Source organism: Sulfurihydrogenibium azorense Az-Fu1 (assembly GCF_000021545.1).
Taxonomy (GTDB): Bacteria; Aquificota; Aquificia; order Aquificales; family Hydrogenothermaceae; genus Sulfurihydrogenibium; species Sulfurihydrogenibium azorense.
The window spans coordinates 109,574-134,169 of record NC_012438.1 but is presented as its reverse complement, the minus strand read 5'-3'; the positions used below and the strand labels follow the sequence as shown (position 1 = coordinate 134,169).

Annotated in this window: 29 protein-coding genes; 12 read left to right on the top strand and 17 right to left on the bottom strand. The window is 32.0% G+C overall.

The window, feature by feature from the left end:
* The first annotated feature begins 175 nt into the window (after nucleotides 1-175).
* Both SULAZ_RS00750 and SULAZ_RS00745 read left to right on the top strand, forming a co-directional pair.
* Nucleotides 176-1,714 (top strand): ATP-binding protein, encoded by a 1,539-nt coding sequence (locus tag SULAZ_RS00750; RefSeq protein WP_012674905.1) that lies wholly within the window; start codon nucleotides 176-178, stop codon nucleotides 1,712-1,714.
* A 115-nt stretch (nucleotides 1,715-1,829) separates the two neighbouring features.
* On the top strand, nucleotides 1,830-2,303 hold the full coding sequence (locus tag SULAZ_RS00745; RefSeq protein WP_012674170.1) for a nucleoside deaminase: 474 nt from the start codon (nucleotides 1,830-1,832) through the stop codon (nucleotides 2,301-2,303).
* A gap of 52 nt (nucleotides 2,304-2,355) precedes the next feature.
* Here SULAZ_RS00745 and SULAZ_RS00740 read toward each other — a convergent pair whose 3' ends face one another.
* The 8 genes from SULAZ_RS00740 to dapA all read right to left on the bottom strand — a co-directional run bounded on the left by SULAZ_RS00740 (nucleotide 2,356) and on the right by dapA (nucleotide 8,549).
* A complete protein-coding gene (locus tag SULAZ_RS00740) occupies nucleotides 2,356-3,879 on the bottom strand; it encodes an RNA-guided endonuclease InsQ/TnpB family protein (RefSeq protein WP_012675123.1) in 1,524 nt (507 codons plus the stop codon).
* Nucleotides 3,880-3,955: 76 nt separating this feature from the next.
* A complete protein-coding gene (locus SULAZ_RS00735; protein WP_012673640.1) occupies nucleotides 3,956-4,333 on the bottom strand; it encodes a metallophosphoesterase family protein in 378 nt (125 codons plus the stop codon).
* Nucleotides 4,299-4,778 (bottom strand): transcription antitermination factor NusB, encoded by a 480-nt coding sequence (gene nusB, locus SULAZ_RS00730; RefSeq protein ID WP_012674439.1) that lies wholly within the window; start codon nucleotides 4,776-4,778, stop codon nucleotides 4,299-4,301. Before nusB ends, SULAZ_RS00735 begins: the two co-directional genes overlap by 35 nt.
* Nucleotides 4,779-4,782: 4 nt before the next feature.
* The gene (gene ribH, locus SULAZ_RS00725) at nucleotides 4,783-5,247 is read right to left on the bottom strand and encodes a 6,7-dimethyl-8-ribityllumazine synthase (RefSeq protein ID WP_012673659.1); all 465 of its coding nucleotides are present in this window, start codon (nucleotides 5,245-5,247) and stop codon (nucleotides 4,783-4,785) included.
* Between the two features lie 12 nt (nucleotides 5,248-5,259).
* Nucleotides 5,260-5,676, bottom strand: coding sequence for a hypothetical protein (locus SULAZ_RS00720; protein ID WP_012674664.1), 417 nt, complete (start codon nucleotides 5,674-5,676; stop codon nucleotides 5,260-5,262).
* 4 nt (nucleotides 5,677-5,680) lie between these two features.
* Nucleotides 5,681-6,736, bottom strand: a complete 1,056-nt coding sequence (locus SULAZ_RS00715) for a DegT/DnrJ/EryC1/StrS family aminotransferase (protein WP_012673886.1) — start codon at nucleotides 6,734-6,736, stop codon at nucleotides 5,681-5,683.
* A gap of 10 nt (nucleotides 6,737-6,746) precedes the next feature.
* Nucleotides 6,747-7,586, bottom strand: a complete 840-nt coding sequence (locus SULAZ_RS00710; RefSeq protein ID WP_228357449.1) for a Gfo/Idh/MocA family protein — start codon at nucleotides 7,584-7,586, stop codon at nucleotides 6,747-6,749.
* A gap of 81 nt (nucleotides 7,587-7,667) precedes the next feature.
* On the bottom strand, nucleotides 7,668-8,549 hold the full coding sequence (dapA, locus tag SULAZ_RS00705) for a 4-hydroxy-tetrahydrodipicolinate synthase (RefSeq protein ID WP_012674530.1): 882 nt from the start codon (nucleotides 8,547-8,549) through the stop codon (nucleotides 7,668-7,670).
* Nucleotides 8,550-8,621: 72 nt separating this feature from the next.
* Here dapA and tsaE point away from each other — a divergent pair, with 72 nt between their 5' ends.
* Entirely contained in the window at nucleotides 8,622-9,017 is a 396-nt protein-coding gene (tsaE, locus tag SULAZ_RS00700) for a tRNA (adenosine(37)-N6)-threonylcarbamoyltransferase complex ATPase subunit type 1 TsaE (RefSeq protein ID WP_012673815.1), read from the top strand.
* A gap of 14 nt (nucleotides 9,018-9,031) precedes the next feature.
* Here the strand turns inward: tsaE and SULAZ_RS00695 are convergent, their stop codons facing one another.
* Both SULAZ_RS00695 and rpsP read right to left on the bottom strand, forming a co-directional pair.
* Nucleotides 9,032-9,271 carry a KH domain-containing protein gene (locus tag SULAZ_RS00695; protein ID WP_012674417.1) on the bottom strand — a complete coding sequence of 80 codons (240 nt, stop codon included), beginning with the start codon at nucleotides 9,269-9,271 and terminating at the stop codon, nucleotides 9,032-9,034.
* Between the two features lie 22 nt (nucleotides 9,272-9,293).
* On the bottom strand, nucleotides 9,294-9,530 hold the full coding sequence (gene rpsP / locus SULAZ_RS00690) for a 30S ribosomal protein S16 (protein WP_012674126.1): 237 nt from the start codon (nucleotides 9,528-9,530) through the stop codon (nucleotides 9,294-9,296).
* Between the two features lie 102 nt (nucleotides 9,531-9,632).
* On the opposite strand from rpsP, the gene SULAZ_RS00685 reads away from it, so the two are divergent.
* On the top strand, nucleotides 9,633-10,835 hold the full coding sequence (locus tag SULAZ_RS00685; RefSeq protein WP_012675108.1) for an EAL and HDOD domain-containing protein: 1,203 nt from the start codon (nucleotides 9,633-9,635) through the stop codon (nucleotides 10,833-10,835).
* 4 nt (nucleotides 10,836-10,839) lie between these two features.
* Nucleotides 10,840-12,069 carry a sensor domain-containing diguanylate cyclase gene (locus SULAZ_RS00680; RefSeq protein WP_012674920.1) on the top strand — a complete coding sequence of 410 codons (1,230 nt, stop codon included), beginning with the start codon at nucleotides 10,840-10,842 and terminating at the stop codon, nucleotides 12,067-12,069.
* Here SULAZ_RS00680 and SULAZ_RS00675 read toward each other — a convergent pair.
* Genes SULAZ_RS00675 through SULAZ_RS00650 form a run of 6 tightly spaced genes read right to left on the bottom strand, consistent with a single transcriptional unit; the run spans nucleotide 12,066 to nucleotide 18,319 of the window.
* Nucleotides 12,066-13,346 (bottom strand): beta-barrel assembly-enhancing protease, encoded by a 1,281-nt coding sequence (locus SULAZ_RS00675; RefSeq protein WP_012674187.1) that lies wholly within the window; start codon nucleotides 13,344-13,346, stop codon nucleotides 12,066-12,068. The genes SULAZ_RS00680 and SULAZ_RS00675 overlap by 4 nt on opposite strands.
* Nucleotides 13,339-14,577, bottom strand: a complete 1,239-nt coding sequence (locus SULAZ_RS00670; protein WP_012674591.1) for a molybdopterin molybdotransferase MoeA — start codon at nucleotides 14,575-14,577, stop codon at nucleotides 13,339-13,341. Before SULAZ_RS00670 ends, SULAZ_RS00675 begins: the two co-directional genes overlap by 8 nt.
* Nucleotides 14,577-16,163, bottom strand: coding sequence for a carbamoyl-phosphate synthase large subunit (gene carB / locus SULAZ_RS00665; protein WP_012674887.1), 1,587 nt, complete (start codon nucleotides 16,161-16,163; stop codon nucleotides 14,577-14,579). Before carB ends, SULAZ_RS00670 begins: the two co-directional genes overlap by 1 nt.
* On the bottom strand, nucleotides 16,160-16,726 hold the full coding sequence (locus tag SULAZ_RS00660) for a YqiA/YcfP family alpha/beta fold hydrolase (RefSeq protein ID WP_012673958.1): 567 nt from the start codon (nucleotides 16,724-16,726) through the stop codon (nucleotides 16,160-16,162). The genes carB and SULAZ_RS00660 overlap by 4 nt, the downstream gene beginning before the upstream one ends.
* Nucleotides 16,727-16,730: 4 nt before the next feature.
* A complete protein-coding gene (locus SULAZ_RS00655) occupies nucleotides 16,731-17,759 on the bottom strand; it encodes an Rpn family recombination-promoting nuclease/putative transposase (RefSeq protein WP_012674967.1) in 1,029 nt (342 codons plus the stop codon).
* A 14-nt stretch (nucleotides 17,760-17,773) separates the two neighbouring features.
* Nucleotides 17,774-18,319 carry a thiamine phosphate synthase gene (locus SULAZ_RS00650; RefSeq protein WP_012674185.1) on the bottom strand — a complete coding sequence of 182 codons (546 nt, stop codon included), beginning with the start codon at nucleotides 18,317-18,319 and terminating at the stop codon, nucleotides 17,774-17,776.
* A 158-nt stretch (nucleotides 18,320-18,477) separates the two neighbouring features.
* Here SULAZ_RS00650 and SULAZ_RS00645 point away from each other — a divergent pair, with 158 nt between their 5' ends.
* The 7 genes from SULAZ_RS00645 (at nucleotide 18,478) to ruvA (ending at nucleotide 23,701) form a co-directional block, all read left to right on the top strand.
* Nucleotides 18,478-18,960 (top strand): phosphatidylglycerophosphatase A family protein, encoded by a 483-nt coding sequence (locus SULAZ_RS00645; protein ID WP_012674917.1) that lies wholly within the window; start codon nucleotides 18,478-18,480, stop codon nucleotides 18,958-18,960.
* A 14-nt stretch (nucleotides 18,961-18,974) separates the two neighbouring features.
* Nucleotides 18,975-19,997, top strand: a complete 1,023-nt coding sequence (gene purM, locus SULAZ_RS00640) for a phosphoribosylformylglycinamidine cyclo-ligase (protein WP_012673933.1) — start codon at nucleotides 18,975-18,977, stop codon at nucleotides 19,995-19,997.
* Between the two features lie 9 nt (nucleotides 19,998-20,006).
* Complete coding sequence (purN, locus tag SULAZ_RS00635) at nucleotides 20,007-20,657, top strand: phosphoribosylglycinamide formyltransferase (RefSeq protein WP_012673863.1); 651 nt, start codon at nucleotides 20,007-20,009, stop codon at nucleotides 20,655-20,657.
* Between the two features lie 44 nt (nucleotides 20,658-20,701).
* A complete protein-coding gene (locus tag SULAZ_RS00630; protein WP_012674393.1) occupies nucleotides 20,702-21,577 on the top strand; it encodes a 4Fe-4S binding protein in 876 nt (291 codons plus the stop codon).
* A 109-nt stretch (nucleotides 21,578-21,686) separates the two neighbouring features.
* The gene (locus SULAZ_RS00625) at nucleotides 21,687-22,109 is read left to right on the top strand and encodes a M67 family metallopeptidase (protein ID WP_012673484.1); all 423 of its coding nucleotides are present in this window, start codon (nucleotides 21,687-21,689) and stop codon (nucleotides 22,107-22,109) included.
* Nucleotides 22,102-23,163, top strand: coding sequence for a dual-specificity RNA methyltransferase RlmN (gene rlmN / locus SULAZ_RS00620; protein ID WP_012674378.1), 1,062 nt, complete (start codon nucleotides 22,102-22,104; stop codon nucleotides 23,161-23,163). Before SULAZ_RS00625 ends, rlmN begins: the two co-directional genes overlap by 8 nt.
* Entirely contained in the window at nucleotides 23,156-23,701 is a 546-nt protein-coding gene (gene ruvA / locus SULAZ_RS00615; RefSeq protein ID WP_012674842.1) for a Holliday junction branch migration protein RuvA, read from the top strand. Before rlmN ends, ruvA begins: the two co-directional genes overlap by 8 nt.
* Here the strand turns inward: ruvA and SULAZ_RS00610 are convergent.
* Nucleotides 23,679-24,548 (bottom strand): DUF86 domain-containing protein, encoded by an 870-nt coding sequence (locus SULAZ_RS00610; RefSeq protein WP_012673871.1) that lies wholly within the window; start codon nucleotides 24,546-24,548, stop codon nucleotides 23,679-23,681. The genes ruvA and SULAZ_RS00610 overlap by 23 nt on opposite strands.
* Nucleotides 24,549-24,596: the final 48 nt, after the last annotated feature.

The following is a 24,596-nucleotide window of genomic DNA, read 5'->3' as shown; positions in this document are numbered from 1 at the left end:
TCATAAGATATTTTACCATTTTGGTGTTTACTGTGTCTTTAACTTTTTTAAAAAATTATTATAATACTTAACATACTCCGGCTGAGAAATTAAAAAAGCCCATATTCTCTTAAAAAACCTTTAAGGGCTGGGAGCTGTTATAATAACTCCCAAAACCCTTTAGAGGAGTAAAAAAATGAAGAAGCTGCCAATAGGAATATCAACTTTAGAATTTATAAGAAGAGACAATTACTACTATGTGGATAAAACTCCTTTTGTTAAAAAGCTTGTAGATAACGGTAAATACTACTTCCTAAGCAGACCAAGAAGATTTGGAAAGTCCCTATTTGTTGACACACTAAAACAGGCTTTCTTGGGAAATTTACATTTGTTTGAAGGGACATATTTAGAGAACAACTGGAACTGGGAGAAAAAATATCCTGTAATTCATTTAGATTTAAGTAAAACAGTTAACGATAATGTAGAAAACTTTAAAGGGTCTTTAGACTGTATTTTACAGGATATAGGGGAAGATTACTCCATAGCTTTAGAAAAGCCATACCCAAATCTAAAATTTGAAGAACTGATAAAAAAACTTTATAAAAAATACAACTTAGAAGTTGTAGTCCTTGTAGACGAGTACGATAAGCCGATACTTGATAATATAGAAAACATAGAAAAAGCTTTAGAAATAAGAGAAGTTTTAAGAGAGTTTTACAGTATTTTAAAAGCTTCTGACCAGTATTTAAAGTTTGTATTTTTAACAGGTGTATCACGATTTTCAAAAGTATCCATATTTAGCGGTTTAAATCAGCTTCAAGATATTACCCTTTCTCCCACCTTTGCAACTATATGCGGATATACTCAATCAGAGCTTGAAACAGTGTTTAAAGATAGATTAGAAGGAGTAAACTTAGAAGAACTAAAATACTGGTATAACGGCTATAATTGGCTTGGTGAAAAGGTTTACAATCCTTTTGATGTTTTATTGTTTTTAAGTGAGAAAATATTTAGACCTTACTGGTTTGAGACTGGAACTCCTACATTTTTGATGAAGCTTATTTTAAATAACAAAGTATTTTTACCAAAACTTGAAGAAATAAAAGCAAACGATGAGATACTTGCCAACCTTGATGTAGACTTTTTGAAGATTGAGAATTTACTCTTTCAAACAGGATATCTAACCATAAGAGAAACTAAAAAATTAGGATTAAGGACTATCTACATCCTCACTTATCCAAACTTTGAAGTAAAATCAAGTTTTAACAACTTTTTCCTATCAGATATACTTCCATCAGTATCAGACAAGGAAGATGCTCAAAACAGTATAGTAGAAGCTATAGAAGAGAACGATTTAGAAAAGATAAAAACAGCCCTACACAGCTTCTTTGCAAGTATACCAAACGATTGGTATAGGAAGAATGATTTAGACAGCTATGAGGGATTTTACGCATCTGTGGTATATGCACTATTTACCGGAAGTGGGTTAAACACAAAAGCAGAAGATACAACAAACATAGGAAAGATAGATTTAACAGTATTTTATCAAGATAGAGCTTACATCATAGAGTTTAAGGTAGTAGAGAAAGATAGTGAAGGAAAGGCTTTAAACCAGATAAAAGAGAAGAAGTATTATGAAAAGTATATAGGCAGCTGCAAAGAGATTTATTTAGTAGGGATAGAGTTTAGTAAAGAAAAGAGGAATATAGTTTATTTTGAGTATGAAAGGCTTTAAAATTTAAATTTTACAGAAGCTGAAACCCTTCTAAAGGTAGTTTTTAATTTAGGTTTGTTATGGAAAAAAGATCTATTGTAGAAAATCAACATAAATTATTTAAGTGATACTTAACATGAAAGAAATTAACACAAAATTTATTGAGTTAGCTATAAAAGAAGCTGAGAAAGCTCTAAAAAAGGGAGAAGTTCCGGTAGGAGCTGTTTTAGTAAAAGATGATAAGGTTGTATCCAAGGGTTATAACTTAAGAATCTCTAAAAAAAATGCTTTGTACCATGCTGAAATTGTTGCAATAGAAAGAGCCTGTAAAAAACTTAAAAGCTGGAGATTAGATGATACTGTTTTATATACGACCTTAGAGCCTTGTCTTATGTGTGCCGGTGCGATTATGCAAGCTCGTATTAAAAAGGTTGTATTTCTTGCAAAAGATGAAAAAGGTGGAGCTGTTTTAAGTAATTACACTGTATTTGATGATAAAAAACTACCTTTTAAAGTAGAGTATTCTTACATTCCAGACGAGAGAGCAGAAAAACTGTTAAAAGATTTTTTTAAAATATTAAGAGAAGCTAAACACCACGATAAAGTCTAAGAGCGAATAACTGTGGTAGATTGGCATTTAGTAGGTATAGAAAAACCAGGTTTTAAGTTCCAAATGTATTCAAATAACCTGATTTTTCCATCCACCCTGCAGAGAATTTTACTCCCTGCCTACTACTCCCTATCCGTAAGGACTCAGGAGATACTTTGTAAAACAAATCAATCAACTTAAGCTTTACAGGATTGCAAAGCTTTATAAAGAAAGTTTTAAGATTTTCGTAAAATCTAAGTCTCAGGAGCTTGGCTCCTACTCTAATAATATTTACTGCTCCCACTAAATCTGCGTGAAATACTTTATTTAAAACTTTATCTTTAAATATATCTCCATCCCTTTTTCCTTGACATACTTCTTTATTTTTTGTCTCTTTTACTTCAAATATATTAGCTAACGGTGATGTTTTAGATGTATAACTCTCATCAACCTCTATAACTTCCATCCCATACTCATAAGCTTTGTATTCTATTAACTTTATCAACCTTCTAAAAGGAATAGATACAAACTCTTGATTAGTTTTCTTTCCTAAGTCTATACCGTTTTTACTTTCAATTGCATTTTTTCCTATGTAGATGGTTTTATGTCCTGTTTCATGGAGTAAATCAACCAGTTTCCTTGCTATTTTGTGAAAGTTGTTATCAAGCCACCTCTTTCTGTGGGAAGATAGAGATTTCATCTTTAATTCTAATTCATAAATCTTCTTAGTAGCAACTTGGTTTTCAATAAAACCTCTCTTGACAGAGTTTTTTAAGTTGTTTATTTCAGCTCTAAGTTTTGACATTTCTTTGTTAAACCACTGATTGAAAGCTTTTATTTCTTTTCCTGATACTATAAAACTTTTTAACTCTACATTTTCACTTACAACAGATATCATTTCATCAAGTCCAATATCTATTCCTGCTTTATATTCTCCTACAGGATTTTTTAATTCTACTTCTTGCTCATAAACAGCATCTACATAAAGGTCATCTCCAAAGAGTTTTATTCTTAGTGAAGAAATTTTATAAGGGAAATCTTTAGGTAATTTAACTTTAAGATACTTATTGTTTTTGAGCCTGATTATTATTTTATCTCCTTCTTGCTTAAAGGTGTTAACATTTCCTTCTACAGAAAAGTTCATAAGATATTTAAGTTTTTTAGCTTTAGGTGGTCTTGGTATTTCTTTAAATTTTTCAGGATTGGTTTTAAAGCTTTCAAGAGATTTGAAAAAGTTTTTAAAGTCTTTTATAGTCTGACGGATGATGTATTGGATGTAGTGAGGATTATCTACTTTCTCTTTCTGATTTTTAAGTTTTATAAGTAGGTCTGCTAATTCAGGATTACTTTCTATATTTTTTAAGACCTTTTCAAACTCTTCTTTGTATTTACCTGTATAGTTTTTTGCAACAAGACCATAGAGAATAGATTGGTTTAGTAAATGTTCTTTATAAAGGGTATAATATTTTGTGATAAGGATTGTAAGTATGTTTCTAAAGTGAGCAAGGTCTAAAAGTAGAGTTCTTACTTTTCTTTTTCTTTCTTTTCCCCCTACTCTTATGGTAAGAACTCTTTTTATTTTTTCTTGTGGTTTCATACGATTAAAGTAATCATTTGACTGCATTTTGTCAAGAGTTGCTAAAAAATTTTAGTTATATCCTTTGCAGCTTTTTCTATATCATACTTCCAGGGATACAAGGCTCATCGTGGGTCAAGACCATTTCATCGTCTTCGTAATCTTTTTCTAAAGATCTCAAAAACTCTTTATGTTTATCTTCTAAAACTTCTGAGTTATAAAAAGCTGCTTTTAGTGTGTAAGGGTTATGCATATCTATAGGCTCAGCATTCGACACTAAAGTGTCATGATTGCCTCGTAAAGATAAATCACAGTTCTCTTTTACCCATTCTACAACTTCTACAGGATTTGCCCCATAACCTACAATATCTCCAAGACATATAATTTTATCTACACTTCTTTTTTTTAAATCTTTTTTTAAAGCTTCCACAGCGTATATATTACTGTGTAGATCTGATATAAAAACTATCCTCATATCCTTTAAACAACTCCCTTACTACTCTTCCAAGAATTCCGTTTACAAACTTTACGGATTTTTTAGATCCTGTATAACATTCTACTAAATCTAACGTATCTAATATTATTCGTTTTATCATAAAATTTTCTTCTCTTCCTTTTTCTTTTAACTTGAGAAAATCAGTTATAGCTATTTTCAATAATGCTTTCTCTATATATCCTAACCTTTCAAACCTCCATTTTTCCAGATGTGATTTTATCATTTCATCTACCTTATCTTTCTTTTCATTGAAGAAGGAAATTATCTCTTTAGCATAGTTTATAACTTCAGGACTTATTTCTTTTAAATTTGTATACTCTTTTAAAATATCTTCTAAAGGTTCACCTTTTTGGTCAAATGTGTAAAAAACTTTAAGTAGTAGTTCTCTTGCTTGTCTTTGTATGTTTTTTATACTTTGTTTCATCAATTTATCCTATCTGTTTTATTATGTTTACCATTTCTATAGCTGTTAGAGCTGCGTCAAAGCCTTTATTTCCCATTTTTGTTCCGGCTCTTTCTATTGCTTGCTCTATTGTGTCTGTTGTTAAAATGCCGTAAGATATAGGAACTTCTGTTTCTAAGGAAACTTGAGCTATTCCTTTTGTTACTTCATTTGCAACATAATCAAAATGAGGCGTAGACCCTCTTATTACAGCTCCAAGACATATAACAGCGTCGTATTTCCCAGATTTAGCTAACTTCTTTGCAATTAAAGGAATCTCAAAGGAACCCGGTACTCTTACAACATCTATATTTTCCTTGTTGCCACCGTGTCTTAGTATACAATCAATCGCACCCTCTAAGAGTCTCTCTGTAATAAAGCTGTTAAACCTTCCAAGTACAATACCAAACTTTAAACCTTCAGCTGCCAGATTCCCTTCTATTATTTTCATAGACTACCTCCATTAATCATCCCATTTGTTGTGCTTTTTCCACTCTTTTTCTTCGCGTTTTCTCTCTTTTTCTAACTCTTTAAAGAATTTTCTTTCCTCATTTCTTTCATGAACTTGCATTTTTCTTAACTGACCTGGGGGTATTGCAATTGGTGGTTCTCCTCTTAAGATTATCCAAGGACCTTCGTATCTTTCAGCTACGTACCAAACACCACCTCTATACCAGTACCATTTATTTTTGTATTTATAAACCTCAACTCTATCATCGTCTATTACATATACATCATATCTCGGTACGTAGATAACTCTTGGATTTACAACAATTTTATTGGGAGTATCTACTATAACAGCTGTACCACCAGGCCTTGCAACTACAACACAGGAGGTAGCTATAGACCCAAAAATTAATGCAAATAAAAATTTTTTCATTTTTCTATATCTCTTTGACAACTTTTTTGACCGTATCAACAATATATTCAACTTCATTTTCTGTTAAAGAAGCATGAATTGGAATTGCAAACAGCTCTCTACTACACTTTTCTCCAAAATCACAAGGTAAATGTTCTACGTTTCTTAGCTCATGTAATGTGTACTCATAGTAAACCCTTGCACCTATACCGTTTTCTATAAGTTTTTCTACTATTTTGTTTCTCTCTGGATGTCTTAAAGCGTATATGTGATAAACGTGTTTTCTATCTGGAAGTTCTTGTGGAAGTATTAAACCCGGTAAATCTTTAAACTCTTCATTATATACTTTAGCTATCTTTCTTCTTTTTTCGTTTGTCTCCTCTAACCTTTTTAACTGCCAGTATCCTATACCTGCTTGAAATTCTGTAATTCTTAGATTTAAGGCTGGATGGTCTCCAAACTCAATCCAGTTTGTAATCTTTTCATCAATGTAAGGAGAGCTTGTAAGGATAGCTCCACCTTCTCCCATTGCGACGTTTTTAGATGCGTAAAAGCTAAAAGCAGATAAATCTCCTAAACTTCCTGCTTTTTTACCTTTATACTCAGCTCCGTGTGCCTGTGCTGCATCTTCAAAAATTATTATATTTTTTTCTTGACATAAAGATTTTATTCTGTCCATGTCTGCAGTTTGACCAAACAGATGTACTGGTATGATTGCTTTTGGATTGTACTTTTTAATAGCATCTTCTAACTGGTTTACATCCATTGTATAACTTTCATCAACATCAATAACAACAGGCGTCCCACCTGCCATTATAACAGCATCTATAGTTGCCATAAAACTTAAAGATGGAACTATAACCACATCTTCTTTTTTACTTATGCCTATTGCCTTTAAACCTATGTAAAGTGCAGCTGTACCACTACAAACTGTATGACAAAATGCAACTCCTATGTAATCTTTAAAACTCTCTCTAAACTTTAAAGTCCATTTTCCTCTTGTAATCTGTCCACTTCTCATAATTTCTAAAACTGTTTCTTCCTCTTCTTTTCCAAAAAAAGGTTTAATAATCGGAATCATAACATCTCCTTTATATGTTAATTTTTTCTATCTCTTTTAAAATGTTTAAAGCTCTTAAGGAGCTTTCGTAAGATGGATTTTTTATAAATTTTTCTATCATCATCTTTAACTTATCAATGTTATCCTTCTCTACAACTTCTCCTGATGGGTAGATTATTTTGTCCTCTACAAAGTCTAACAAAGTTTCTTCACTACCTGATTTTAAATGCCAGCTTCTTTTTAAGAAAGGGTTAAGCCATGCAACTTGAAGGTTAAACTCTGTGTTATCTGAGTTTGCGTTTACGTAAACGTTATTTCCTTCTATACTAACTTTTTTTATGGAAAAGTTTCCAAAGAGATAGTTAAATATATAAAGGTCATGCCACGCAAGGTCAAAAAAAGGATTTATATATCCCTTTCCTAAGTTTAACCTATAACCTTCAACATTCTCGACTTTACCATTTATCTTTAAATTTCTAACGCTACTTGAGTTAAGCTCAATTTCTGACACAGCTAAGATAACGTTGTTTTTATATGCGAAATCTAAGATATCTTCAAAATCTCTTCTTGAAAGGGCAGGGGGTTTTTCTACCATTACGTTTATGTTTCTCTCGATAGCTTTTCTTGCTATAGGTATATGGGAGGTTGGAGAGGTTGCAACAAATAAAAAGTTTATATTCTCTTTTTCAAGAGCTTCTTCTAAATCTGTGTATTTTGGCACATCTTCTGGATACTTCTCAAACTGAGACTGGTTAGAGTCTATGAGAACATAGTCTAAATTTAACTCTCTAAACTTATTTACATATTTACTTCCCATATTTCCTATGCCAACTATTCCTACCTTCAAAACACACTCCAACGCTTTTTCCAAAAATTAAGCAAAAATTATACCAAAATAAACTTTTTAAAAATAAATTAAAATCTTATAGTATTTTTTTGAAAATTTGCAAAATTAAGAAATCAGCCCGTGCTTCTTTAGAACATCTTTTAACTTCTCTTCGTTTTTTGAGTTCATATAGTAAAGTGGAAGTCTTAACTCTCCACTGTCTATAAGTCCCATAAGGTATGCAGCTGTTTTTACAGGTATAGGGTTTGTTTCTATAAACAGGACTTTAAACAAGTCCCAATATTTGTTGTGAATTTTTAGAGCTTCGTCAAACTTGCCTTCTAAGGCCAGCTTACACATCTGAGATATCTCTTTTGGAATTATATTGTTTGCAACTGAGATAACTCCCTTTGCACCGACAGCCATCATAGGAAGGGTTAAAGCATCATCTCCAGATAGTATTAAAACCTCTTCGTTTGTAAGGGATATAGTTTCTGAAACTCTTGCAACGTTTCCAGTTGCTTCTTTTATCCCAATTACGTTAGGAAAATCAGAGTAAAGTCTTGCAAAAGTCTCTGGTAGCATATCAACACCTGTTCTTGATGGAATGTTGTAAAGGATAAGTGGTATGTTGGTTTCTTCTGCTATAGCTTTAAAGTGCTGGTATATCCCTTCCTGAGTAGGTTTATTGTAGTAAGGTACAACCTGTAAAGAAGCATCAGCTCCTACTTTTTCTGCAAACTTGGTAAGGAGTATAGCCTCATGGGTAGAGTTTGCTCCTGTTCCTGCTATTATAGGTATTCTCTTATGGGCATACTCAACAGCAAGCTCAATTAAAAGCTCATGTTCTTCATAGGTTAAAGTAGGAGACTCTCCCGTTGTTCCTGCTACAACGATTGCATCTGTTTGATTTTCTATATGAAACTCTATTAATTTTTTTAGAGATTTTCTGTCTAAGGAACCATCTTTAAATGGCGTTATAAGAGCAACAACAGAGCCGTAAAACATAACTGCCTCCGGTTTTAAAATGATAGAATAATTATAGATGTTTTTTAATAAACTTACAAGGTTGTATATCAAATGGAAGAGAAAGTTTTAGTAAAAAATTTAAAAGAGTTGGAAAGCTTTACACAAGATTTTTCAAAAAGATTAAAAGGAAACGAAGTTATCTTACTTGAAGGAGACTTAGGAGCTGGAAAGACAACTTTTACAAAGTATTTACTAAAAGCTTTAGGGGTTGAAGAGGAAGTAACATCTCCTACCTTTGGAATAATGAATCAGTATGAAGGGAAAAACTTTGATATATATCATCTGGATATGTATAGAATAAACAGCTTTGACATATCAGACTTTATTGGGAAAGGATTAGTTATCATTGAGTGGCCAAAGGAAAACATTGATTATAAAAATGTTTACAAGATAACCATAAACCAGTTAGAAGATGATAGTAGATTGTTTATAATAGAAGGGGGATAACCCCCTTCCAAAAATTATTCTAATATTTCTAAAACTGCTTTCTTATTGGCTTTTCTTGAAACAGCTGCCAGAATAGTTCTCATAGCTCTTGCTGTTCTACCTTGCTTTCCGATTACTTTTCCTAAGTCTTCTGGAGCTACTTTAAGCTCAACAACAGTTGTTTTTTCTCCCTCAATCTCTTTAACTTCAACTTTCTCAGGGTGGTCTACGATAGCTTTTGCCATCTGTTCTACAATTTCTGTAAGCTTGCTCATCACCATTCCTCCTTTCAAGTAGTTAGTTTTCTAATCCGAAAGATTTCAATATTTTAAGCGCCCTTTCAGTAGGTTGAGCTCCTTTACTGATCCATTCTTTTGCCTTTTCTACATTTACATTCCCAGTTTTTAATATTGGGTCATAAGTTCCTAAATACTCTATAGCCTTTCCTTCTCTTGGTTTTTTACTATCTATAACTACCATTCTAAAAACTGGATGCTTCTTTCTTCCTGCTCTTGCAAGTCTTATCTTAACCAAAAGGTTAACCTCCTTCACAAAGTTTTTGAATAAGATATTATAGCAAAAAAATTTAATAAATGCTATAATTTTTACATCCTTAAAATAAAAGGGGTTTTCAGCATGATTTTATGTAAGGTTCCTGTTTTTGATGATAAAAAAAATCTCTATGCCTATGAAATAAAATACGAAAGAGAAGAATCTAATCTAAACCAAATGATAAAAGATTTATACTACACCATATCTCAATTAGATATAAAAAAATTTTTAAGTGGAAAGAATGCCTTTATAAAGGTTCACCCGGATGTAATAATTTTCACAGATTTTTTAAATCTGATAAACAAGGAAGTATTTATTTTAGAAGTAGAGTCAAAATATTTAAAATCTAAAATTTTATTAGATAAGTTAAAATCCTTAAAGGAAGAAGGATTTACCTTCTCTTTAGAAGTCTCTGAAGGAGAGTTTAACCCAGACACATACCTACCTGCCGTAAGTATATTTGAGTATTTATCTGTAAGTTTAAAAAACTTTAACTCAGATAAAGAAAAATTTATAAGTCTTATTCATGAGCTACCTTTTATGCTAAAAGCAGAAGATGTCGATAGTAATGAAGACTTTAACAAAGCATTAAATCTTGGATTTAAACTCTTTGAAGGAGAATTTTTTACAAAACCAGAGCAGTTAACTACGAAAGAAGAAAGTTTTAATAAGTTAGAGGTTTTAAAATTAATTAGATATGTAACTGAAGAAGATGATCTAAACGATATTGCAGAAGCGATAAAAGCGAATCCTGATATAAGTGTAGCACTACTTAAGTATGTAAACTCATCATTCTTTTACTTAGCAAATCCTATTACATCAATAAATAGAGCTGTTATTTATCTGGGGAGAAAGAACATTTTAAGTTGGCTGCTTTTAATTTCTATGATTTCTGTAGCTAAAAATGATATGGATATAGAAGCTGTTAAAATGGAACTGTTTAGAGGTAAATTTATGGAATTGTTGAGCTTAAAAATAAACCCTGATCAAAATATAGCAGATACTGCTTTTTTAGTCGGTGTTTTGTCTTTAGCAGAAAAGATATTTAAAGTTGATATAAAGACAATTTTAAATGATTTAAAACTATCCCAAGAATTTGAAAAGGTTTTAGTAGAGAGATCTGGATACTTTGGAGAGTTGTTAAATTTTGTGATAAACATTGAGAAAAACAATTTAAAAGAAGTAAAGAAGTTTAAAGAAAATTATGGTTTATCAGACAAAGAAATAGGGGACATTACTGTTGAAACTTATAAATGGATAGATACCATTTTTGAGATAGTGAGGTAATGTTATGGTTATAACAGAAGAAAAAATTGATGTAATTTTTTCTAGACTTTTGACATACGTTGAAAAAAAATTTAAATCTTTTTTATGTAAAGAAAGTCTATTCCAAATAAAAGATTTACTTACTCAAACATTAAAAGATAAAAATAAGGTTAAATCTTTTGAAGAAATAGGATTATTTTTTGCAGAAAGCGATGTTATTTTTGTTGAAGCTGTATCTCTTTTTGACTTTTTGAGAAAAAATTTCATAGCCCACTTACCTAACAATGTAGATTTAAGAGAAGCTAAGAGGGTAGAGAGACTTTTTGAAGATATAGTAAACTCCTTTTCAAAAGGATATGTTGAAAGTTATACTAAAAGAGAAATAAACAACTTAACATTTTTAGAAAACCATATAATACCAAGTGAGATGATTTATCAGCTCTCTAGACCTTTAAAATCACATATTGAGTATCTTAGAAACTTTCTATACTCAATCATTACTGATAGAGATTTTGATAGTGTAGACTACAAATCCTGTGAGTTTAGAATCTGGTTAAAGGAAGAAGGAAAACAGCTTATAGAAGAAGAGATAATATTCAAAAACATTAAATTCTTACATAAAAACTTCCATAATTTAATAGAAATAGCTCAAAGCTATAAAAATCAAGGATTTTATAAAGAATTATTCTTCATCTTAAATGAAATAGAAAATATTCTACTTCAGAATATAAATAACTTTTCTTACCTAAACACTAAACTTTTAGCACTTGAATTTGCTAAAGATCCATTAACAGGAGTTTCGACAAGAAGAGGATTTAACGTAATTTTACAAAAGCACTTTGAAATTTCTGAGCTTACAAGACTTCCTATATCAATCATAATTGCAGATATTGACTTTTTTAAAAAGATAAATGATACTTACGGTCATTTAGCTGGAGATGAAGCTTTAAAACATTTCGTTAAAATAATAAAGCAAAACTTGAGAAAATCTGACTATATATTCAGATTTGGTGGTGAGGAGTTTATAATTCTCCTTCCAAACACAACTTTAGAAGAAGCTATTGTAATAGCTGAAAAAATAAGAGAAACTTTAGAAAAAACACCTTTGATATACAACGGAAAAGAGATTAAGATAACAGCAAGTTTTGGAGTTAAAGAAGTACATCCAGGAGAACCTGTAGATAGGATAATAGAAGATGTAGATAAAAAACTATACAAGGCTAAAGAATCTGGAAGGAACAAGGTTATTTATTAAATATAGCCTAAACTTCTTAACCTTAATTTTGCATCACTTTCCCATCCTCTTTTTCCATCAGTTAAATTGAGAGCTGTCTTTAAGTTTTCAATTGCAAGATTTTTATCTCCGTATTCTTGGTAAGCCACACCTAAAAAGTAGTAAAGGTCTGGATTAGTATCTATGAGTTTTTTAGCATCTTCTAATACAATTATAGCTTCTTTATACTGGTTCATCTTTACCAAAGAAGCTCCTAAAATCAGTCTTGGGAGGAAGTAGTTTTTATCTAAATTGTAAGCTTTTACCGAGTCTAAATAAGCTTTTTGGTAGTCTTTTAAACTATAGTAAACTAAAGCTCTGTAAGTGTAAGCAGCATTATTGTTAGGAAATAGGGAAATAGCTTTGTTAAGGTTTGATAATGCTGCAGAGAAGTTTTTATTTTTTATGTTTTCCTTTGCATCTTCTACAAGTTGAAAACTTTCATTGGTTTTTAAAAGTTTTTGCTTTACGATTTTAAACTCTTCACTGTCTTTTTTCAAAAGTAATTTATCAGGATACTTTGTTTCTATCAAGATAGATACATTTTTTATTCTATCTTCAGGTAAAGGGTGGGTTAAAAGCCACTTAGGTGCGTTTACTTTTTCCATAGATTTGAATTTTTCAAAAGTGGATATCAAACCTCTTGGGTCGTATCCAGCTTCATAGGTAAACCTAACTCCAAGGGCATCCGCTTCATTTTCTTGGTCTCGGCTGTACTTTAACTGTAAAAGTCCTGCTGATACCTGTGCCAGCTGCATTATAAGCTGTTGATACTGAGAGTTTGAGGTGGCAATAGCTAAAATGTTTAAAAGTATGTTTATTCCGTAAGTCTTTTCTAAAAATTTTGCGTGGTGTCTTGCTGTGATGTGTCCTACCTCGTGGGCTATTACACCTGCAAGTTCAGACTCATTGTCTAATATAAGGACAAGTCCTCTGTTTACAAAAACTGGTCCTCCAGGGAGAGCAAAGGCGTTTACTTCTTTTGAATTAACTAAGAAAAATTGGTAATCAACTTGTCTTGGAGATTTTGATGCTACTTTATATCCTATTTTTCTTATGTAGTTTTGAACTTCTTCATCAGGATAAAGTCCATTGTTTTCATTTATTGCTTGAGGGATTACTTTTTTCCCTATGGCTATCTCTTGTTCTGGTGGTAATAATGTAAAAGTAGGTTTACCAGTTAAAGGGTCTTGAACTGTAGCACAAGACAAAACCAAAAATAATAAAAATAAACTAAAGATACCTAACTTTCTAACCATACAAAAACTCCGTATCAAACAGTACTACTCTAATTTTATCATCTTTTTTTAACGATTCAACACCTACTTCTACTATACCTAAGCCATTGGCGTTAACCATTCCTGTTAATATGTTGGAACCTTGCTTTCCGAATGGTGTTGCGTAGAAATTTCCATTTTTATATTCAACATTGACTCTTATAAACTCAAGTCTATCAGCTGATTTCCTGCTAAAATCTTGAGTTAAGATAGCATCTACAGTAAGACTGTGTATTTTTTCATATCCCATCATTTTACTTAAAGCAGGTTTTACAAAAACTTCAAAAACAACCATAGATGCAACCGGATTACCCGGAATACCAAAAAATAGTTTACTGTTATCTTCTCCCCAAGTTCCAAAAACAAGAGGTTTACCCGGTTTTATAGCAACTTTCCAAAAATGAATATTAACATTTAAAACTTCTTTTACAAAATCCTTAACCAAATCGTACTCTCCTACAGACACTCCACCTGTTGTAAGAACTATATCAAAGTTTTTAGCGTATTTTAACTTTTCTCTTATATCTTCTGGGTTATCCTTTGCAAATCCTATAACTGTAGGATAAGCACCTACTTGTAATACTTGGGCGTAAAGAGAGTACGTATTTGATGTTCTTATTTGGGACTCTTTTGTTATAGGCTCTGCTAAGTCTAAAATCTCATCTCCTGTTGTGATTATTGCTACTCTAGGTTTTTGGTAAACGTATACTGTAGGTTTGTTTACTGAAGAAAGTATTCCTATTTCAGGTGGTCTTAGGGTTTTTCCAGATTTTATTAAAACATCTCCTTTTTTATAATCTCCAGCTTTTGGTCTTATGTTAGAACCTTTTTTTAACTCTTTGTATATGTATACTTTTCCATCTTCAACCTTTGTAAACTCTTTTTGAATTACTGTGTCAGCTCCTTGGGGAATGAGAGCACCAGTGTATATAGGTATAGCATAGCCTTTTTCTAATACTGGTGGAATGTCTCCAGCTTTACTTTCTCCGAATATTTTTAAAACTGCTGGATTTGTCTGGCTTGCACCTACTATATCTTCATACCTTACTGCAAAACCATCCATACCACTGTTATCAGCAGGTGGATTATCTCTGTCTGCCACTATGTCTTCTGCTAAAACTCTGTTTAGAGCATCATTTAAAAAAACTTTTTCTTTTCCTAAGATTTTTGTATTTTCAAGTATTACACTTAATGCTTCTTGATACGTTAACATTACTTAGCCTCCATATCTTGTAATGCAATGACGTTTAAACCTTTTTCCTTGTAAGACTTTATTGCCATAACTGCAGCAGAAGCTCCTCTTACAGTGGTAAAGTAAGGTGTTTTTGTAGCTACAGCCGCTCTTCTTATGTAGTATGCGTCTGACCTTTCTCTTTTTCCAGATGGAGTATTTATAATCATAGCTATCTCACTATTTTTTATCCTATCTACTATATTTGGTCTTTCTTCAGATAACTTGTTTACAAGAGTTGCATTAATACCGTTTTGTTGTAAAAATCTATAGGTTCCAGAAGTGGCGTATATCTTAAATCCAAGGTCTAAAAGTTGTTTTGCTATATCTATTATTTGTGGTTTATCTTTATCTGCTACTGAGATAAAGACGTTTCCTGATTGAGGTAGTATTTGTCCGGCTCCTGCTTGAGCTTTCCAGTAAGCAAGTCCAAAGTCCTTGTCTATTCCCATAACTTCTCCCGTACTCTTCATCTCAGGTCCAAGTATAGGGTCTACCTCTGGAAACCTGTTCCAAGGAAATACTACTTCCTTAACTGCGTAGTAAGGAAAGTCAACTGATAAAAAGTCAGAAGCTGGATGAACATCTTTTATTTGGAAAACTTGAGGAACTATTTCTTTTAACTTTTTACCTACCATAACTTTTGATGCAATTTTAGCTAAAGGATAACCGATAGCTTTACTTACAAATGGAACTGTTCTTGATGCTCTTGGATTTGCTTCTATTACGTATATCTCACCGTCTTTTATTGCATACTGTATGTTTATAAGTCCTATTGTGTTTAAAGCTTTTGCAAGTTTTTTAGATTGCTGTTTTATTTTTACTACTATCTCATCATCAAGAGTGTAGTGAGGAATACAGGTTGCACTGTCTCCTGAGTGAATTCCTGCCTCTTCAATATGCTCCATCACAGCTCCAACCAAAACATCATCACCATCACATACACAGTCAACATCAACCTCAATACTTCCATCTAAAAACTTATCTATTAAAATTGGTTTATCTTCTGTTACAGTTACAGCTTCTTCTATATACTGAAGTAGCTCTGATGTATCGTAAACTAGTCTCATCGCCCTTCCACCTAAAACGTAGGAAGGTCTTACTAAAACTGGGTATCCTATCTCTTCAGCAATTTTTAGAGCTTCCTCTTTTGACCTTGCTATACCACTTTCAGGTTGTTTTAAACCTAAACTTATAATTAGGTCTCTAAATCTTTCTCTATCTTCTGCTATATCTATACTTTCTGGAGATGTTCCCAAAATAGGGACATTTAACTTTTCAAGGGGTTTTGCAAGTTTTAAAGGTGTTTGACCTCCAAACTGAACAACAACACCATCAGGTTTTTCCCTTTCTATTATGTTGAAAACATCCTCTAAAACTATAGGTTCAAAAAAGAGTTTATCTGAAGTGTCGTAGTCTGTAGAGACTGTTTCAGGGTTGCAGTTTACCATTATTGCTTGGTATCCTTCTTCTCTTAATGACCAAACACAGTGAACACAAGCGTAATCAAACTCAACACCTTGTCCTATTCTGTTAGGACCACTTCCTAAAATTATTACTTTCTTCATTTTGCCTCCAAGATTTTTTTAAAATCTTCTATCAACTCTTTCATATGGGTAAAACGGTGATTACCGCCGGGATACATTACAACGTGAAAACCTTTAAAGTATTCTGCCGTCTTTTTACTATCTAAAAGTTCATCTTCTTCATCTAAATAAACGTAAACTAAATCTTTTAAAGAGTTTAAGTCTTTAATATAGTAATTTTTTAGCTTTTCAAGATGATCTTGAGTGAATATGTACTCTTCGTCTGTTTTAAAGTTTTTTTGGGGTCCAACTTGTTTTTGTAATGAAGTGTAAGGGTCTATAGAAGGATTTATTAGTACACTAGGAACTTTAAATCTCTCTGTTAAGTAAAGAGCGTAAAACCCTCCTAAAGATGTGCCAAATATATAAAGCTTATCTTTTTCTTTTATTGCTTTTACCAAAAACTCAAGTTGAGATACAGCTTCTTCCGGGTCGTAATGTAAAGTTGGAGATATTACATTTCTTGGTTTAAATGCCTCCCTTAAATAGTTAATCTTATCACCGTAGCCAGCTGAGTTAAATCCGTGAATGTAAAGTATTTTCATAGTACTACTCCTGTTTTTCTTTTAGGATACTTATAAATTCTTCAATACTGTTAACCTTTACAGCTCTTTTTCTTAAATCTTTTAATACTGTTAAATCATTGATAGACTTTACTTTGTTTTTTAAATCTTCAGAAACAAAATCAAACTTGGCTTCTAATATCTCAATGATAGAATCTTGAGCATCTAAGATTTGACCTTGTTGTAGACCTTGTTGTAGGCCTTGTTGTAGTCCTTGTTGTAGGCCTTGTTGTAGTCCTTCTTCCATACCTTTCTTTAGTCCTTCCATCTTCCATTTTTCTGTTAGAGTCATCATCTTCTCTTCACCTCCTATCTCTTCTAATATTTTCTCTATTGTTTCTAAATCTTTTTTAACTATTACTGTATAGTCGATAATAATATAAAGGCAGTCTTTCACATCATCAAGGATAAGTTTTTCCAATACAGGTCTTAGGTATTTTAGGTCTTTGAAAATATTTTTTAAAGTAAACACTCCAGAAATTAAGCAAGCATTCAAATAAATCTTTTCTATCAAGAAACTCTCATCTACTTTAGATACATCGAAAAGTATATAACTTAAAGAGTGTAAGTACTTTTCCAAATTACCTAAAGTATTAAACTGTTGAGGTATGTCTGTGGGTATGTTCCAACTTTTTTCTCCGTGATAAAAAACTATTGGTATAACAGGTCTATACGGTCTTGATAGTCTCTCATCTTCTTCCATCATAACTGATTTATAAAATGAGATTTGGGATGGAGTATGTTTATCTGGGTAAGATTTATGCTCAAAAACTATGTATATCTGTCCATCGATTGTGTTTCCTTCCTTATCCTTAAGTTTACAATCAAATGCTAAATCAAGGAAAAATTTTTTATACTTTTTAGAAAATTTCTCTGTATCAGAAAGTTTTAAAGAGTTTGGAATAATGCATTCATAAAGTTGAGGTAAAAATATCTCTAAGAAAGATTCTACATTCTGTTTTTGACTAAATATCATCTTAAAAAACCAGTCATGAGGAGATTTTTCAATAGACAACTGTTTTACCTCGTTTATAAGAATAATCTTATTCCTGCTACTCCATAGACACCAGTTTTAAGTATTTCTTCAACATTGGAATTGTTAATACCTCCAAGGGCATAAACAGGAATCTTAGCAACTTCTAAAACCTTTTTTAATCCTTCTATACCAATTGGTTTTCCTTTCCCCTCTACTTCAAAAATAGGAGATATGAAAACGTAGTCAGCTCCCTCATCCTCAGCATTTAAAACATCTTCTACACTATGGCAAGATTTACCAACTATTAAATCAGGAAATTTTCGTTTAACAACACTTACAGGAACGCTTCTTGAGGTAAGATGAACACCGTCTAACCCTAACATATAAGCTATGTCAACCCTTGAATTTATAAAAATTTTAGCATCATAACCTTTTGATATCTCTAAAACACTTTCTGCTAACTTGTATAGTTCATCATCAGGTAAGTCCTTTTCCCTTATTTGAATAAGTCTTACACCTTTTTCTAAAACTTCTTTTACAGTATCTAAAAAAGGTTTTTTAAACTTTTTTCTATCTGTTATAAAGTAAAACCTATGCATCACTCTTTATCTCTGTCTAAATAAACGAAAATCCCGAAAATAACAAAAGTGAATATAACCATTCCTAAGATTATGATGGGAAACCAAGTACCTACGTCCATAGTCTCACCTCCGATATGATATAATTATATCCTATTTTAAATAACATCGGAGTGAAAATGAGCCTAAAAGACAAAATTGCTTTATTTTTAGCTACATCCTTCTACTTAGGAAAGTTTCCAATAGCTCCTGGTACTGTAGGAACGTTAGGTGCAATACCTTTTTTTTACCTATACTGGGACAAAGGTTTAATGGCTCAAATATCTATAACGTTGTCTGTTATTTTTATAGGTATATGGGCTTCTTACGAAGTTAGCAGGATTTACAATGATAAAGACCCTTCCTTTGTAAGTATAGATGAGGTAGCTGGGTATATGATTACAATGTTGGGTATAGACCCTTCTAAAATACAGTTAAATCAAGCATTAACTTACTTTATCTTGGGTTTTATAATTTTTAGGATAGTAGATATAGTAAAACCTCCTCCAATAAAAGCTCTTGAAAAGTATCCTATGGGTGTGGGAATAGTTGTAGATGATGTTATGGCAGGGATTTACAGCTGGATGACTTTACACTCTTTAATCTGGATTTTTAAATTTTAAAGAAGGGGTAGAAGATGCTGACTTACAAAGATGCTGGAGTTGACATAGAAAAAGCTGATAAGTTTGTAGAAGAAATTAAAGGATACGCTAAAAAGACTTTTACAAAAAATGTAATAACACCGATTGGTGGTTTTGCTTCAGCATATCTTTTAGATATCTTAAAGTACAAAAACCCTGTTATAACCTCTTCAACTGATGGAGTGGGCACAAAACTTAAAATAGCTCAAATCCTTGATAAACACGACACAATAGGAATAGACCTTGTGGCAATGTGTGTTAACGATTTAATCACTACAACGTCAAAACCTTTATTTTTCCTTGATTACTTTGCAACAGGAAAACTAAAACCACAAACAGCTGTAGAAGTTATAAAAGGTATTGCAAAAGGATGTGAATTAGCAGGATGTTCTTTGGTAGGTGGAGAAACCGCAGAAATGCCTGGAATGTACGATGAAGGAGAGTACGACCTTGCAGGTTTTGCAGTAGGGATAGTAGAAAAAGACAAGATGTTAGATGGAAGTAAAACAGAAAAAGGAAATATTTTAATCGGTCTTACATCTTCAGGTATTCACAGTAATGGCTACTCTTTAGTTAGAAAGATTGTAGAGATAAAGGGATATGACTATAAAGATTACTTTGAAGAGTTTTGTAAAACCTTAGGAGAAGAGCTTTTAACACCAACTAAGATATACGTTAACACTGTTTTAACTCTGGCAGAAAAGATAGATATAAAATCCATTGCCCATATAACAGGTGGAGGAATTCCCGGAAACTTAATAAGAGTTATAAAAGATGGTCTTAAAGCAGTTATAGAAGAAGGTTCATGGGAAGTTTTACCTATATTTAAATGGATACAAAAAGAAGGAAATGTACCAAAAGAAGAGATGTATAAAACATTTAATATGGGAATAGGTTTGATTATAGCTATAGATAAAAAAGATGAAAAAGAAACTATCAAAATACTTGAAGATTTAGGAGAAAAACCTTTCATAATAGGATATATAGAAGAAGGAGAAAAATCAGTTAATATCGTATAGGGAGATACTTTGAAAAACTTAGTAGTACTTATATCTGGAAGAGGTTCTAACCTAAAAGCCATAATAAATGCTATCGAAAGTAGAAAGATAAATGCAAAAATATCTTTAGTCTTATCTAACAAAAAAGAGGCTAAAGGTTTAGAGATAGCAAAAAATCATGGAATAAAAACCAAGTTTATAGACCCCTCCTTTTTCTCTTCAAGGGAAGGATACGACATATACATTGCAGAACTTATTAAAAAAGAAAAGCCAGACCTAATAGTTTTAGCAGGTTATATGAGGATATTAAGTGATGAGTTTATTGATGCTTTTGAAGGAAAAATTGTAAACATACATCCTTCTTTAATTCCTGCTTTTCAAGGTAAAAATGCACAAAAACAAGCCTTAGAGTTTGGCTCTCTTATTACAGGTTGTTCTGTTCATTTTGTTACTAAAGATTTAGACAGTGGTCCTGTTATCATTCAAGCAGCTGTCCCAGTTTTACCAGAAGATACAGAAGAGACTTTATCAGAAAGGATTCTTTCTTATGAACATAGGATATATCCACAGGCAATAAAATGGATATTGGAAGGTAGAGTTAAAGTTGAAGGGAGAAAAGTGATAGTTAAAGATGCAAAGTATGGAACTATACCTGTAAATCCATCTCTTGAAGATTTTTAGAAAAAGAGTATAATAGTTAGTGAATATTAACTGGAGGTGTGGTTATGTCAACAACAGTGGCACAAGGACAAAGTTGTCCACAACCAAGCTTTTTTGAAAAAAATAAGTTTACAATTCTTAGAAACATAGCGTATTTAACGGTTATATTTTTACTCATAGTCCTTCCTACATTTAACATTGTAAAAATAGATATAGCAAGAAACCAATCTTTCATTTTTGGTAAACCTGTTTCTTTAGCTGAAGGACTTGCTCCAGTAATATTTGCCGCAGGTATATTTGCCATACTTGTTATAGTTTTAAACCTTATACTTGGAAGAGTTTTCTGTGGATGGATATGCCCAGGTGGTTGGTTTGCAGAACTACAAGAAAAATTTAGAAGAATGTGGTGGACTCCAAAATCAAAAGCAGGAGAGAAGATTACTTATATAGTATTCACCCTAATCACATCAGTACTTTTTTCGCTTTTATTTTTAAACTGGGTTACAGATTTAAGAGTTTTCTTCTATAAAACAAATCCTTCTTTTATACCTATGTGGCTTGTATTTTTAGGTATGACTGGAATGTTTTACTTTGAACTTTTCATAGGTAAAAGATGGTGTAGAGTTTTCTGCCCTACAGGAATTTACCAAAAAATAACACCTTATCACCATCTTTACAAACCAACATTAGTAAATGTAGATGCTTGTACTGACTGTAGAGAATGTGTGAAAAACTGTCCTATGGCGCTAGACCCAAGAAGGATGGCTTACATAAATGACTTTTATAAAGGAATAGCTGCTTGTATAGAGTGTTATAACTGTATAGACTCATGTACAAAAGCTCAATCAGAAAAATGTTTACCAGTTGCTATGGGTATTGTTAAAGAATTACCTCCAAGAGACCCTGACTTTATATCTGGAAAATCTCTGCAAAAACATTAACTTTATATTTATCCCCCCTCCCAAATCCCCTCCCCTGGCTTCCCGTCAAAGGGAAGCCCTTTTTTATTTTTTTTATTTTATAATATTAATAAACACTGGAGGTAGCACTTTGCTGACAATAAAAAAACAGTTAATACAACAGATAAAAAAACAAGCAGAAGAAGGATATCCATACGAAATATGTGGCTTTTTAATCGGTAAACAAGATTACGAAAAAAACTCAAGGGAAGTATTTGAGATAATTCAGGTAGAAAATCAAAATAAAGAAAGGGCTAACGATAGATTTGATATCTCACCAAAAGATTATATGAGAGTAGAAAATTACGCTGATAGTAAAGGTTTACAGATAGTAGGGATATACCATTCCCATCCAGACCATCCAGACAGACCATCTCAAACAGACCTGCTTTACGCTCTTGAAGATATGTCATATATTATAGTAAGTGTTCAAAATGCAAGAGCAGTGTCTTATAGGAGCTTTTTTTTAGAAGAAGGAAAATTTGAGGAAGAGGTAGTTGTAGAGAATGATTAACTTAAAAAATCTTAACTTTAAAGAGCTGGAAAATTTTGTAGTAGAAAACGGATGGCCAAAATTTAGAGCAAAACAGATTGCAAAGTGGCTTTACAATAAAAAAGTTGAATCTTTTGACCAGATGACAGACCTATCAAAAGAGATAAGGCAGACTTTGAAAGAAAAATGTGAAATAAACTCATTAAAGCTACTTACTTACCAACAGTCCAAAATTGATGGTAGTATCAAGTTTTTATGGCAGCTGAAAGATGGAAACACTATAGAAACAGTTTTAATAAACGAAAAAAACCATAAAACTCTATGCGTATCTACTCAAGTAGGTTGTGCGGTAGGGTGTAAGTTTTGCTACACAACAAAAGATGGTCTTATAAGAAATCTTGAAACAGCGGAGATAGTAGACCAATATATAAACGTTCAAAGATTTTTGGGAGATGAAGAAGAAAACAGAATATCTAACATTGTCTACATGGGAATGGGAGAGCCACTTGCAAATTATGACAACGTTAAAAAATCTGTTCAAATATTTACCCATCCTGATATGTGTAAACTTTCCCATAGAAAGATAACCATATCATCAAGTGGAATACTACACCAAATCAAGAGAATGTTTGAAGATAAAGACTTTCCACAGGTAAAACTTGCTGTATCGCTAAACGCATCTCATCAAAGTCAAAGGTCTTACCTTATGCCTATATCCCAAACAAACACATTAGAAGACCTTATGGATTTACTTAGAAAACTACCCTTAAAACCTGGTTGGAGAATAACCCTTGAATATGTTCTTATAAAGAATGTAAATGATACAGTTGAAGATGCTAAAAGGTTAGTAAACCTTATTAAAAAAGACAAACACAGATTTAAAGTAAACCTTATTCCATTTAACCCTTATCCAGGTTCTGATTTTGAAAGACCAGAAGAAAGTAGAGTTTTAGCCTTTGAAAAAGTACTATGGGATAACAATATAGCAACCTTCATAAGATGGAGTAAAGGAAGAGATATAGACGCAGCCTGTGGTCAACTTAGAAAAAAGGAGATGCTATTTTTAAATGCTTGAGTTTATAAAAGGAAAGATTGTAAAAGTAGATAAAAATAAAATTATTGTTGAAAAAGATGGTTTTGGAATAAAGATTAATGTCCCAGACAGTGAAAAATTCTCAGACGAAGATACAGTATACACAATTTTAAAAGTAAAAGAAGAAGAAATCCGTGTCATAGGTTTTAAAACACAAGAAGAAAAAGAGTTGTTTAATAAACTTACCCAGATACATGGAGTGGGAGAAAAACATGCACTGGCTATACTTGGACACTTCTCAATAGATGAGTTTATAGACATATTAGACCAATCAGATGTAGACAGTTTAACAAAAGTCCAAGGTATAGGTAAAAAAACAGCCCAAAGAATAATAGTTGAGTTAAAAGGTAAAGTAGATTTTTCTGAAAACTCCTTAATACAAGATTTTGTCAAAACACTAACAAATTTAGGTTTTGATAAAGAGCAATCTTACAAAGTTGTTAGAAAACTGTTAAAAGAAGATAACAACGTAGAAAACATCTTAAAAAAAGCTATATCTACTCTCTCTTCCCATACTTGATAAATTTTGCTATCTCTAAAATAAATCTGTTAGTAATATCTTCAAACTCTGAATTTACAAGATTGTATAAAAACTCTCTATCTACTTCTTTTGTAGGGTCTGCCAAAGTGTCCCTTAAAGAAGAAATAGTTGACAACTTCTGGGCAATATCTTGAGATATAACGTTATTTCCTCCTAAACCTTTAAAACAGTCTTTACTTGGCTTTAAACCTATCTGCCTTGATACGTGTCTACATATCCACAATGCACTATCTATTGCAACTACCAAAAAATAACGGCTTCTATCAATTGCAAAACTACTTTTTAAAAACTCTTCTTTTGACATTTTCTTAAAAGGTTCAAGTCTCTTTATCTCACCTTTTATTACAGATGCATGATGGTTTAGTTTAACTAAGTTAACAGGAATTGCAAGCTTTGGCTGTTTTTCCTTCAACTGTTTGACTACTTGTGATAATTCCTTTAAAAATAAAGAATTTAAAGTATCTACAATCTCTTTTGACAGATAGTAGAGCTCCCTTTCTGAGTAGTTAAAACCACTTTCAAATAGATTTACCTTAAACTTTGTAAAGTCTTGAAGTAATCTATTTAACTTCTCTGAAAATACACCTTCTTGGGATAGTCTTTCTAAACAGTTTTCTTTTATCTTTTCGTTATGTATGTTAGATAAAATATGACAGGCTATAGCTTCAAGCTCATCGTAAAGTATTATAAGATAGTACTTTACTCTATCAGGATACATGGGAGTTTTTAAAAACGCATCTTCTCCCATCTCAAGTATTTTAGATACTTTTTTTAAGGCACTGTTTACCTTTGTGGCTTTTTCGTTTAAAAACTCTATATTAAGCATTTTCTCACCTTTTGGAAAATTTGCAAAACTGCAAAACACTCTACTACA

Excerpts from the sequence above, each read along its gene's own strand:
- SULAZ_RS00720 (WP_012674664.1), bottom strand. The coding sequence starts at position 5,676 with ATGAAAAAATTTTTATTTGCATTAATTTTTGGGTCTATAGCTACCTCC.
- SULAZ_RS00650 (WP_012674185.1), bottom strand. The coding sequence starts at position 18,319 with ATGCATAGGTTTTACTTTATAACAGATAGAAAAAAGTTTAAAAAACCT.
- ribH (WP_012673659.1), bottom strand. The coding sequence starts at position 5,247 with ATGAAAATAATAGAAGGGAATCTGGCAGCTGAAGGTTTAAAGTTTGGT.
- tsaE (WP_012673815.1), top strand. The coding sequence starts at position 8,622 with ATGGAAGAGAAAGTTTTAGTAAAAAATTTAAAAGAGTTGGAAAGCTTT.
- SULAZ_RS00610 (WP_012673871.1), bottom strand. The coding sequence starts at position 24,548 with ATGCTTAATATAGAGTTTTTAAACGAAAAAGCCACAAAGGTAAACAGT.
- SULAZ_RS00695 (WP_012674417.1), bottom strand. The coding sequence starts at position 9,271 with ATGAGCAAGCTTACAGAAATTGTAGAACAGATGGCAAAAGCTATCGTA.
- SULAZ_RS00645 (WP_012674917.1), top strand. The coding sequence starts at position 18,478 with ATGAGCCTAAAAGACAAAATTGCTTTATTTTTAGCTACATCCTTCTAC.
- SULAZ_RS00685 (WP_012675108.1), top strand. The coding sequence starts at position 9,633 with ATGATTTTATGTAAGGTTCCTGTTTTTGATGATAAAAAAAATCTCTAT.
- purM (WP_012673933.1), top strand. The coding sequence starts at position 18,975 with ATGCTGACTTACAAAGATGCTGGAGTTGACATAGAAAAAGCTGATAAG.
- ruvA (WP_012674842.1), top strand. The coding sequence starts at position 23,156 with ATGCTTGAGTTTATAAAAGGAAAGATTGTAAAAGTAGATAAAAATAAA.
- SULAZ_RS00745 (WP_012674170.1), top strand. The coding sequence starts at position 1,830 with ATGAAAGAAATTAACACAAAATTTATTGAGTTAGCTATAAAAGAAGCT.
- SULAZ_RS00680 (WP_012674920.1), top strand. The coding sequence starts at position 10,840 with ATGGTTATAACAGAAGAAAAAATTGATGTAATTTTTTCTAGACTTTTG.
- dapA (WP_012674530.1), bottom strand. The coding sequence starts at position 8,549 with ATGTTTTACGGCTCTGTTGTTGCTCTTATAACGCCATTTAAAGATGGT.
- SULAZ_RS00735 (WP_012673640.1), bottom strand. The coding sequence starts at position 4,333 with ATGAGGATAGTTTTTATATCAGATCTACACAGTAATATATACGCTGTG.
- SULAZ_RS00630 (WP_012674393.1), top strand. The coding sequence starts at position 20,702 with ATGTCAACAACAGTGGCACAAGGACAAAGTTGTCCACAACCAAGCTTT.
- nusB (WP_012674439.1), bottom strand. The coding sequence starts at position 4,778 with ATGAAACAAAGTATAAAAAACATACAAAGACAAGCAAGAGAACTACTA.
- carB (WP_012674887.1), bottom strand. The coding sequence starts at position 16,163 with ATGAAGAAAGTAATAATTTTAGGAAGTGGTCCTAACAGAATAGGACAA.
- SULAZ_RS00675 (WP_012674187.1), bottom strand. The coding sequence starts at position 13,346 with ATGGTTAGAAAGTTAGGTATCTTTAGTTTATTTTTATTATTTTTGGTT.
- rlmN (WP_012674378.1), top strand. The coding sequence starts at position 22,102 with ATGATTAACTTAAAAAATCTTAACTTTAAAGAGCTGGAAAATTTTGTA.
- SULAZ_RS00750 (WP_012674905.1), top strand. The coding sequence starts at position 176 with ATGAAGAAGCTGCCAATAGGAATATCAACTTTAGAATTTATAAGAAGA.
- SULAZ_RS00670 (WP_012674591.1), bottom strand. The coding sequence starts at position 14,577 with ATGTTAACGTATCAAGAAGCATTAAGTGTAATACTTGAAAATACAAAA.
- SULAZ_RS00715 (WP_012673886.1), bottom strand. The coding sequence starts at position 6,736 with ATGATTCCGATTATTAAACCTTTTTTTGGAAAAGAAGAGGAAGAAACA.
- SULAZ_RS00740 (WP_012675123.1), bottom strand. The coding sequence starts at position 3,879 with ATGAAACCACAAGAAAAAATAAAAAGAGTTCTTACCATAAGAGTAGGG.
- SULAZ_RS00660 (WP_012673958.1), bottom strand. The coding sequence starts at position 16,726 with ATGAAAATACTTTACATTCACGGATTTAACTCAGCTGGCTACGGTGAT.